General features: G+C 68.4%; 9 protein-coding genes. 3 read left to right on the forward strand and 6 right to left on the reverse strand.

Annotation, left to right across the window (positions count from 1 at the left end):
• Window positions 1-110 precede the first annotated feature (110 nt).
• Window positions 111-1655, forward strand: a complete 1545-nt coding sequence (locus tag HUW62_RS21590; protein ID WP_163862183.1) for a HAMP domain-containing sensor histidine kinase — start codon at window positions 111-113, stop codon at window positions 1653-1655.
• A complete protein-coding gene (locus HUW62_RS21595) occupies window positions 1652-2983 on the forward strand; it encodes a pitrilysin family protein (RefSeq protein ID WP_163862180.1) in 1332 nt (443 codons plus the stop codon). Before HUW62_RS21590 ends, HUW62_RS21595 begins: the two co-directional genes overlap by 4 nt.
• Here the strand turns inward: HUW62_RS21595 and HUW62_RS21600 are convergent.
• Window positions 2961-4220, reverse strand: coding sequence for a tetratricopeptide repeat protein (locus tag HUW62_RS21600; RefSeq protein WP_240356102.1), 1260 nt, complete (start codon window positions 4218-4220; stop codon window positions 2961-2963). The genes HUW62_RS21595 and HUW62_RS21600 overlap by 23 nt on opposite strands.
• Window positions 4221-4332: 112 nt before the next feature.
• Between HUW62_RS21600 and HUW62_RS21605 the strand changes: the two genes are divergently transcribed.
• Complete coding sequence (locus HUW62_RS21605) at window positions 4333-4677, forward strand: hypothetical protein (RefSeq protein WP_163862174.1); 345 nt, start codon at window positions 4333-4335, stop codon at window positions 4675-4677.
• A gap of 30 nt (window positions 4678-4707) precedes the next feature.
• Here HUW62_RS21605 and HUW62_RS21610 read toward each other — a convergent pair whose 3' ends face one another.
• The 5 genes from HUW62_RS21610 to HUW62_RS21630 form a co-directional block, all read right to left on the reverse strand.
• The gene (locus HUW62_RS21610; protein ID WP_176435487.1) at window positions 4708-5847 is read right to left on the reverse strand and encodes a hypothetical protein; all 1140 of its coding nucleotides are present in this window, start codon (window positions 5845-5847) and stop codon (window positions 4708-4710) included.
• A gap of 115 nt (window positions 5848-5962) precedes the next feature.
• Entirely contained in the window at window positions 5963-7093 is a 1131-nt protein-coding gene (locus HUW62_RS21615; protein WP_176435488.1) for a DUF819 family protein, read from the reverse strand.
• Between the two features lie 82 nt (window positions 7094-7175).
• Window positions 7176-8492 carry an aspartate aminotransferase family protein gene (locus HUW62_RS21620; RefSeq protein WP_176435489.1) on the reverse strand — a complete coding sequence of 439 codons (1317 nt, stop codon included), beginning with the start codon at window positions 8490-8492 and terminating at the stop codon, window positions 7176-7178.
• A gap of 15 nt (window positions 8493-8507) precedes the next feature.
• Entirely contained in the window at window positions 8508-9578 is a 1071-nt protein-coding gene (locus HUW62_RS21625; RefSeq protein WP_163862163.1) for a TauD/TfdA family dioxygenase, read from the reverse strand.
• A gap of 293 nt (window positions 9579-9871) precedes the next feature.
• On the reverse strand, window positions 9872-10513 hold a 642-nt coding region (locus tag HUW62_RS21630), incomplete at its 5' end, for a BamA/TamA family outer membrane protein (RefSeq protein ID WP_176435490.1).

Consider the following 10513-nt stretch of genomic DNA (forward strand, 5'->3'; position numbering starts at 1 on the left):
AGGACGGCCGGTCGCCCCGCCGGGGGGCAGGCGGGAAGACGGCGCTGCTCGTGCCCGGGGCGCGGGCCGCTTGGCGATGACGCCCTGGCCGTTGCACGGTCCTCGCGCGCATGAAGCTCTCCCTCGCCACCCGCATCTTCCTGGGCTACGCGGTGGTGCTCGTCACCTTCGGCCTGGTGTCGCTCTTCAGCGTCGCGGAGCTGCACCGCAACCGGCTCGAAATCCGGCTGTTGAGCCAGGGCTATCTCCAGCTCTCGCAAGACGCGGCGGAGATGGAGATGAACCACGCCAACCAGCAGCGCCACACCGCGCGCATGCTGGAGGAGGACAGCGCGGAGATACGGCGCGCCATCATCCGCCTGGCCCGCGTCTACGTGCCCACGACCTTCATCTCCCAGCGGCTGGCCACGACGCGCGCGCGGGCCACCCAGCTGCGCGACATGGCCCCGGCGAGCGAGCTGCCCTTCATCGAGGAGCTGGAGGCGAGGCTCCTGGAGCTGGACTCGCGCTACCAGGAGTACGGCCGCGCCGCGGAGAGCGTGTTCGACGCGTTCTCCTCGCAGGCGCCGGACAAGGCCCAGGTGGACCGCGCCACCGCCGACGTGCTCACCATGGAGGACGCCATCGGCCGCGAACTGCGGCTCTTGCGACTGTCCTTGTCCAACCGCATCCGCGAGCGCGTGGACGGCGCCGAGGAGCGCGAGCGCCAGACGGGCCTGGCCATCATCAGCCTCTCCGTCGCGGCGATTCTGCTGGGCCTGGTCGCCACCGCGTGGTCGGCCCGCACGCTGCGCCCGGTGCGCACGCTCATCGAGGGCGTGTCGCGCATCGGCAAGGGCGACTACAGCGCGCAGCTGGGCGTGAAGGGCCACGACGAGGTGGCGGTGCTGGCGCGAGCGTTCGACCAGATGGCCCGCTCGCTCCAGGCGCGCGAGGCGCAAATCAAGGCGCAGGCGGAGGCGCTGATGCGCGCCGAGCAGCTCGCCGCCGTGGGCCGCATCTCCGCGCAAATCGTCCACGAGGTGCGCAACCCGCTGTCGTCCATCGGCCTCAACGTGGAGCTGCTCGGGGACGCGGTGGAGCGCGCCACGTTCCCCGCGCCCGACGAGGCCCACGAGGTGAAGGACCTGCTCTCCGCCGTCACCCGCGAGGTGGACCGGCTGGCGGACGTCACCGAGCACTACCTGCGCATGGCCAGGCCCCAGCGGCCGGACCTGGACCCGCGCGACGTGACGGCGGTGCTGGACGGCGTGCTGGACTTCTCTCGCGAGGAGCTGATGCGCGCGGGCGTGGAGGTGGTGCGCGAGTTCGCCCCCGCCACGCCGGCCGTGCTCGCCGACGAGGGGCAGCTGCGGCAGGTCTTCCTGAACCTCCTGCGCAACAGCCGCGAGGCGATGCCCCACGGAGGGCAGCTCACCATCGCCACCCGCCCCATGGAGCAGGACGTGGAGGTGACGGTGAGGGATACAGGTCAGGGCATGACGGAGGAGGTACGCCGCCACCTCTTCGAGCCGTTCTTCACCACCAAGGAGGGGGGCACGGGGCTGGGGCTCGCGGTGAGTCAGCAAATCCTCCAGGCCCACGGGGGCTCGCTCTCCTGCCAGAGTATTCCCGGCCAGGGCACGGCCTTCGTGTTAAGGCTTCCACGCGCATGAGCTTCAATTCGTATCGGGACGTTCTGCCCTCCGGGCTGCGCGTCGTCACCATCGAGACGCCCCACCTCCACACCGCCCTGCTCGCCATCTACGTCCGCACGGGCAGCCGCCACGAGACGCCCGCCAACAACGGCGTCAGCCACTACCTGGAGCATCTGTTCTTCCGGGGCAGCGCGGGCTGGCCGGACACGGTGAAGATGAACGCCGCCGTGGAGGAAGTGGGCGGCAACCTCAATGGCGTCACCACCCGGGACCACGGGTACTACTACACGCCGCTGCACCCCGCGCACATGCGCGTGGGCCTGGACATCCTCGGGGACATGCTCACCCGTCCGCGCCTCACGGACATGGAAGTCGAGCGGCAGATCATCCTCGAGGAGATGCTGGACGAGGTGGATGAGAAGGGTCGCGACATCGACCTGGACAACCTCTCCAAGAACCTGCTCTTCCCCGACCACCCGCTGGCCTTGAAGATCGCGGGCACGCGCGAGTCCGTCTCCGCGCTCGCGCACAGCCAGGTGCTGGAGCACTTCGCGCGGCACTACGTCACCGGCAACCTGGTCGTCACCGCCGCGGGCCGCGTGCGCCGCGAGGAGGTGCTCGAGTTGACGGAGCGCGCGTTCGCGCACCTGCCGCGAGGCCTGGCCAGCACGGAGACGCCGCCGCCGGAAATCGCGCCGGGGCCCCGGCTGCACTTCGTCTCCCACGACGAGTCGCAGACGGAGTTCCGCCTCAACTTCCGCACCGTGCCCGAGCAGCACGACGACTACGCCGCGCTGCAGATCATCCGGCGCGTGCTGGATGACGGCCTGTCCTCGCGGCTGCCGTTCGAAATCGTGGAGAAGCGGGGGCTGGCGTACTCGGTCCACGCGTCGCTGGACGGCTACCACGACTCCGGCCTGTTCGAGATCGAGGCCGCCAGCGCCCCGGAGAAGGCCGCGCAGGTGGTGGCCGAGTCGTTCCGCGTGCTGGGCGCGCTGTGCGACGAGGAGATTGGCGAGGAGGAGCTGGCGCGCGCCAAGCGCCGCCACCGCATGTTGCTGGAGTTCTCCCAGGACTCACCGGGGGAGCTGGCCGGGTGGTTCGGCGGCACGGAGCTGTTCCGCGTGCCGGAGACCTTCGAGCACCGGGCGGACCTGGTGGACTCCCAGTCCGCCGCGCGGGTGCGGGAAGTGGCCCGGCGCTACCTCCACCGGGACAACCTCACCGTCGTCGCGGTGGGTCAGAAGAAGGGGCTCAAGGCCTTGGAGCGCGTGGTGGCGGAGGCGCCAGGGCTGCCCGGAGCGCCCACCGCGAAGCTGCTGGTCAGCGGCGACCGCCGCGGATGATGAGGGGGCCGGTCGACTTCTTCTTCGTCGGCTTGGGCGCGACGTCCAGGAGGGCCTTCTTCACCGCCAGGTACTCGGCGTTGTCGGGCTCTCGCTTGAGGGCCTCGTCGATGATTTTCGTGGCCCGGACCATCTGCGTCTGGAGCTGAGCGGAGAGCTTCGCCAGGGCGACCTTCTCCTCCTGGGAGGCCTCGCCCATGGCCAGCAGACGCTCCAGGGACGCGTACGCATCCACCTTGCGCTCCGACTGGAGGAACAGGCGCCACAGCCGGGTGTGCACGGGCGCGAAGCGGGGCTCGGCGCTGAGGGCGAAGCGGTAGCTCTCCTCGGCGCCCTTCAGGTCCTTGGCCTCCTCCTGGGCACGGCCGCGCACGTAGAGGGCGCGAGCGAGGCGGGGGCGGAACTGGAGGGCGCGGTCCACCAGGGCGAGCGCGTCCGCGCGGCGGCCCTGGGCGAGCACCGTCTCCGCCATCCAGGCGAGGGCCTCGGCGTTCTGGGGTTCGACGTCGATGAGGGGCTTGAGGGCGGCCTCTGCATCCGTCGCGCGGCCCTGGGCGAGGAGGGCCCGGGCGCGCAGCATGACGACGTCGCCGCGGTTGGCGTCCTTGCCTTCGACGGCCTGGAGGTCGGCCTCGGCCATCTGCGGCACGCCGCTGACGAGGAAGTAGCGGGCGCGCAAGAGGCGCGCGGAGGTGTGCGCGGGGTTCTGCTGGAGCAGCTTGTCCATGAGGTTGGCGGCGAGCAGCTCGTCGCCCTTCATGAGGAGGACCTCCGCCTCCATGGCCTTGGCCTCCGGGTCATCCGGGCTGTCGCGCAGGACGCTCTCAATCGTGGCGAAGGAGGCGTCAATCTGGCCCTCGCGGGCCTGGAGCCGGGCGAGGCCGAGCACGTCCGATTCCGTGAGCAGGCCGGAGTCGCGCAGGGTGGAGAGGATGGTGAGGGCCTCGGCGGTGTTGCCGTTGCCCAGGTAGAGTTCGGCGAGCTGCTTCTGGATGTTGGGGTCGGTGCCGGGGATGAGGGCCTCGGCCTGCTTGAGGGACATGATGGCCGCGCCCATGTTGTTGTTCATGAGGTGGGCATCGGCCATGAGCAGGTAGGGCTCGGCGCTGTCGGGGGCGGCGGTGGCGGCTTTCTTGAGGGCCGCGAGTGCGGGGAGGGCCTGCCCGTTGGCAAGCTGGGCGCGGGCCTCACTCAGGGCGGACTGGGCCTGTTGGGCACGGTTCTGGACGGCTGCCACCTCCGGTTCCCTACAAGCAAGCGGGAGGAGGAGCGCCAGGGTCCAGGGAAGGGTTCGAAATCGCCAGGGCATCGCTGAGCGGGAGGGTACTGGATGTTATCCTCCCACGTCGATGGACCCATTCGTTCGGCGCCTCGTGGAGAGGCTCCATGACCCTAGCAAGCCACTGTCGCGTAATCGGCACTTCCACACCTTCGACACCCCGGAGGGGCGGACGGCGCTGAAGGTGGTCCGACGCCTGCGCAGTCTCCAGAAGGATATCCTCGCCTGTCGGGCGGAGGGCCGGCGGGCCCGCATCTTCCGGCGCGTCAACGCGGCGGGGGACCACCGCATCGAGCTGACGATGGAGCGCATCTCCGGCAAGCGGGTCTCCGTGCTCCAGTCCGCGGAGCTGGAGTTGCTGTCCGCGCTCCCGGGGGTTCGGGAGGCGCTGGAGATTCTGGAAGAGGCGGCCTGAGCCCGTCGTCCTGGCGTCGTGACTGTCGGCTCAGGCGTTGAGGCCGAGGAGGGATATGAGGGACGGTCCAGGCTCCTTGGCCTCGAACCCGCCGAGTCTCGTGATGTAGTCCGCGAGCCCCTTGTAGTGCTGGGCACCCACCAGGACGGACGCGTAGCGCCACCGACGGCGGCCGATCGCCAGGCGATCCGCGTCCTCCGGTTCCTCTGAATCCATCCATTCGCTCAGGTGGTCGTAAATCTCCGTGTCGGAGGCAATCAGCCGACCGATGAGGCCTCCGATGTCCTCCCCCACATCCAGACCGAGCGCGCTTGTCACCATTTCCGTGGACCCGTCGGTGTCCGCGTTCAGGACATGACCGTCAGCCTTTTCGGTCTGGAGGGCGGCGAGGGTCTTGTCGAAATAGCCCCGCTGCCCCTCGCTGAAGCTGGCGAGCCACTTGCCGTAGTCCTTGCGACCCTTGGCGACCTGCGCCAGGTGCAGGTTCTTCTCCCAGATGCGGGTAGCCTTGTTGTTGAACATGTGTTCGAGGAAGTTCTCCATCCGGTCGTGGGTCTCCCCGAGCAGGATGATGCGACGACGATTGTCGCCCTCGCCCCTCTCGAACCATCCTCGCATCGGCGCGTTCCACTCGCCTTTCGCGATGAGCGGCCAGGTCCGGGGGTCCGTGGCGAGGTGCTCACTCATCGGCGTATTGGTCCAGCCGGCCATGCCCCCGAGTGTCGTGCGGGTGAGCGCCTGTTTCTCCACCTGCGCCTCCGTCTGGGGCACCGCGAGCGCCCTGGCGGTGGGGTCCCCCTGCTCCACCTCGGCCTCATCGAGGAGCTCTTCGAGCCCCTCTTCATCGTCGGAGCCCTCGTGCATGCGCTGCACAGGGAGATGCCCCTGGCCAAGGGATGACGCCGCCAGTCGTTGGATGGGGTGCGCCGCTCCGCTCGAGGCCGCCTGCCGCTGCAATGCCTCGACCTTCGGGCTCGAGTTCAGCAAGTGCTGGTAGCTGGACGTCTTCTGGACTGCTGGACTCTGATTGGCGCGCGTCTGTCGTTGGACAAGGCCGCGCTCCAACGTCGTGCGCTCTGGACTTGCTTGGATACCTCCCTCTCTCGACTTGCGCTGGGCAAGGCCCGGGGCCGGTGCCACCTGAGGGGATTCCTGGGGAATGGCGCGCATGGGCTTGGCTCCTGACGAGAGTCATCAGCATAGACTTGGCGCTTTCGCTACCAACAGTTGTTGGCGGGTTGACCCGACAGGAGAGACTCGCCGCATCGGAATGCAAGAAGGAAGGCTACGGCCGCAAGAGCCAGGACAAGGCGAGCCCCAGGTAGGTCCCCAGCGCGAACCCCATCAGCCCCGTGGTGATGCCGGAGACCATCAGCTCGCGGTTGCGCAGCGCTCGGGCGACGGGGGCGATGAAGGCCGGGCCGAAGATGGTGGCCGTGGAGGTAATCAGCACCGTGTCGGCGTCGATGCGGAACAGCGCCGCCAGGCCGAAATGCAGGACGATGGCCAATACCATCACGCTGGCGCAGAAGGCGAAGACAGACAACCCCGCGCTTCCCAATTGGCTTGCATCCGCCAACGTCCCCACCGCCACGCAGAAGACGAGCAGCGCGTAGTCCCCCAGCGCGTAGCTCCCAGGCAACGAGCGGACGGCGGGAATGAAGGACGCCGCCAGCGACAAAGTGGTGATGAGCAGGAGCACCGCCGTCGCCTCCAGTCTGCCCACGAGGGACAGGCTCGTCCCAGCGGACACGCCGCAGATGGCGACGGCGAGCAGCAGTGACAGGGCCAGACCTCGCGCGAACCGCCAGGAGAAACGCTCCTGTCGCGTCCCCTCCTCCTCGCTTGGGCCATCCCAACCTGTCGGATTCTGGAATGGGGGGAGGAAGGCCAGTGCGATGCGCTGTGCGACTGTCACCAGCACGAGCAGGTAAGCCGCCCCCGCGACGATGTCCGCCGTGTTGAGGAGCACGAAGGTCTCCTCACGCACCTGGAGCGCCACGCCCACGGCGTTCATGTTGGCGGTGCCGCCGACGTACACGCCCACCAGCATGCCGGCCATCTTCCACCACTCGTCCATCCGACCCGAGAAGGCGAGCCCCACCACGGTGGCACTCACAAGGGCGGACACACACGCGAGGACGAAGGACAACAACGTCGTCCGCGCGAGCCGGGTCCAGCGCGGCACGTCCGTCGAGAACAACAGGAGGGGAATCGCCAGCGGCACCGCCGCCTCGCTCACGGAAAGACTCACGCCCGTCTGGAGCGACAACCCCGGCGCGTTTCCCAGGAGGATGCCCGCCGCGTAGCACATCACCACGGGCCCCACCCACTCCACGGGCTTGAAGGCTCGCGATCCCAACAGGACGAGCCCTGGCAACCCCACCACGACGAGGACCTGGATGAGCGCGCTCATAGGACAGCGCCCGCGAACATGGCGGAGAGCGCGCCCCAGCCGAACCGGGGCAAGGCCATCGCGCGAATCTGGATGAGCGCGCTCATCCGTAGATGGAGTCCATGAACTGGCGGATGAAGTCCGCGGCCTCACGCCGGTCCGGGATGGCACCCAGCATGCCGTACATCGCCGCGCTTCCCTCGGGCGCCGGCTCTCCGCGCGCCAGACTCCCAGCACACTCACGCAAGTCCGAGAGAAACGGCTCCACCACCTTCTCGTGCGCGGGAGTCACCATCAGGTGCAGCGCGGGCGGCCCCATCTGCCTGTCCAACTTCCACCCTCGCGCCTCCATCGCATCCCCCAGCGCATACACATCCAGCGTGTCCGACGCGAAAGCGAAGACACTCAGCCGAGGCTCGCCCACCAGCCTCAAGCCAGGAATCGCGGTGACGCCCTCACGCAGTGCCCGAGCCGTCTCCAGCACCGTCCCAGCGAGCCGCAGATATCCCTCTTCGCCCAGGTACTTCAGGATGGCCCAGGCCGCCGCGATGGCACCTCCTGGCCGGGTCCCCGCCATCGATGGCGACGCGTAGATGCCTCCACACCAATCCGCGTACGTGAAGAACTGGTACCGACGCAGCTCCGGCGTGCGGTACAGCACGAGCGACGCCCCCTTCGCCGCATAGCCATACTTGTGCAGGTCCGCCGACAGGCTCGTGACACCCGGCACCGCGAAGTCGAAGTCAGGCACGTCGTGCCCCAGCTTCCGCGCGAACGGCAGCAGGAATCCCCCCAGACACGCATCCACGTGAAAGAGCACACCGTGCTCCTGCGCGAGCGCCGCCAGCTCCTCAATCGGGTCCACCAATCCGTGCGGATACGCCGGAGCAGACCCGACGACGAGCACCGTGTTCGCCGTCAGCGCGACCCGAGTCGCCGCCACATCCGCGCGAAAGTCGGGCCCCAGCGGCACATTGACGGGCTTCACCCCGAAGTAGTGCGCGGCCTTCTGGAAGGCCGGATGCACGGACGCGGGCAGCACCACCTCCGGCGCCGTGATTCCCCGCTCCTCCCGAGCGAAGTCCCGAGCCGTCTTCACCGCCATCAAGATGGACTCCGTCCCTCCCGACGTCAGCGTCCCCGCGGCGGTTTCCCCATGGAACAACTCCGCGCCCGTGGCCACCACCTCCGACTCGAAGCGCGCGAGACTCGGGAACGCCAACGGACTCAGCCCGTTCTCGGACATGAACTCCGCATAGGCATCCGCGAGCAACCGACGGACGTCATCTCCCGCGTGGTAGACGAGGCTCCAAGTCCTCCCCTCCTTCCAGCGCGCATCATCGGCGCGCAGCTCGCACATCTGGTCGAGGACGTCCTGGTGACTCATTCCATGGGGGGCCAGTCGAGGCGAAGCGGTCATGGTGTTCTCCGGGGTTCAACGCGCATCGAAGTACACACCGCGAAGCCAGCGGGCACCCGTGAACGAGGTGCGAGCGTGAAGCATTCGCCAGTTGTCATAGAGGAGGAAGTCACCGGTCTGGAGCCGGAAGCGGAACTGGTGGCGCTCGTCCCGGACCAGCGTCGCGAAGCGGTTGTACGCGCGGTACCACGCCTCCATCCGAGCGAACGGCACCCGGTGCGGCGCGAGCGTGAAATAGCTGTACCGGATGCGAAAGCCCCCAGGCGCGTCGAAGTCGAGCACCGGTGACACCAACACCCGCTCGAACGCCGCCTGCTTGCGATGGAACGTCACCGGTACCGTGCGCAGCAGCTCGAAGGCCTGCTCGTCCTGGTCCGCCAGGTAACGCGCCGCCGCGAGCCCATCCACCACGCTGTTGTCCCCACCCGTCTCCGCGGGCCGCTGGCAATGCAGCAACTGGTAGCGCGGCGGCCGCTCCAGGAAGGGCTGGTCCGTGTGCAACTGCACCGCGCTGTCCGTGTAGCCCAACTGGTCCGTGTTCCGATTCGTCGTGTTGTCGGTGCGCAGGTCCTCGATGCGACCGAAGTGTGTCTCGATGACCGAAAGGCCCGCGCCACCAAAGAGGTCGATGAGCGCCTCCGTGTCCGCCCCGAAGCCTCGGACGATGACCGCCCCGGACGCCTCGAGTCGCTTCAGCGCGAAGGGCACGAGCGGCTCGCGCACCCGCGCGGCCTCCACCGTGAGCAGCCCGCTGTCCGAAGGTGGCGGAGGCACCGCGACGCGGTCGGCCGCATAGGCATTCGTCAGCAACCAGTCCGCCGAGTACCGACTCACCTGCCCGTCCGCCCGGTCCCCCCAGTCGATATCGAGGGCGGAGGCATCCTCCGAGACGCGCACCCCACGAGGCCTCAAACCCAACGGCAGCTCCGAGGAGCAGACAATGCGCTCACGGGTGAGCGGATGGCGGTCCAACTCCGAGTTGTGCCGCAGCCAGAACCAGTGGAAGTCCGAGTGCCGGGGAACCCCGTCTCCAGCGAAGTGGACCCGCAGGAAATCGTCATGAGGCTCGAAGCGGGTGATGGGCATGCGGAGACTCCGACGGAGGGACGCAAGGCCACGCACGCACGACGAGGTCAGGGCCTCATCGCCAGTACGCGGAACACCACCGGAGCAACGTGCCCGAGGCCCAAGGGCCGGGACTTCAGCGGAAACGAACCGGTGGAACGAAGGACGCTCGAAGCAGCTCGACTAACAACACTCGCCACGGCAACAGCGGCCAGTGGCGGTCGTCAGGAAGCTCGCGTTCAAGAGCATCATCGTGGCGTCACGCTAGCTGGCACCCTCCGCGGGCGTCAATGCCACCGGATGACATCGGCCACTCAAAACATGTGGTTGAAGTCGAGATAGAAGGCGGACGTGCCATCCCGAGGACTCACGCCGTAGTCCGCTCGGACGATGAAGGCGTTGTCCCAGGCCACTCGCAGGCCCCCACCTCCCGCGTACCGGAACAACCCCTTGTCCCGAAAGCGAAGGTCCGTCCACACCTGTCCCGCATCGAGGAAGGCCACCAGCGTGAACTCCAGCCGCTGCTCCCACGGCCGCACGTCGAGGAAGCGCCAGCGCAGCTCGCCGTTGCCCACCGTCTTCACCTCGCCCTGCAGGCGGTTCTTCAGCAGCCCTCGCGCGGTGAACAGGCCGCCCACGCCGCCCCAGCCATCGCGCCACTCCACTCCGCCAAAGCCGCTGAGCAGGAAGAAGGGCACATCCCCTCCAAGCACGTCGGCCATCAGGCGCAACGCTGCCACCAATCGCTCATGTCCCAGGGGGTGGTAGAAACGCAGGTTCGCCGTGGAGCCCCAGTAGCTGAACGAGCTGCCCGTCGCCCCCACCGCGCCGCGTACCGCCAGTTCGTGGAACATGCCGCGAACGGGCGCGGGCTCGTTGTCACGCGAGTCCCACAAGAGCCCCGCCGTCACCTCCGCTGTCCGGAACGTCCCCTCCCCGCCTCCAGCCTCCAGCCC

This window comes from Myxococcus sp. AM011 (assembly GCF_013372595.1).
GTDB classification, from domain to species: domain Bacteria; phylum Myxococcota; class Myxococcia; order Myxococcales; family Myxococcaceae; genus Myxococcus; species Myxococcus eversor.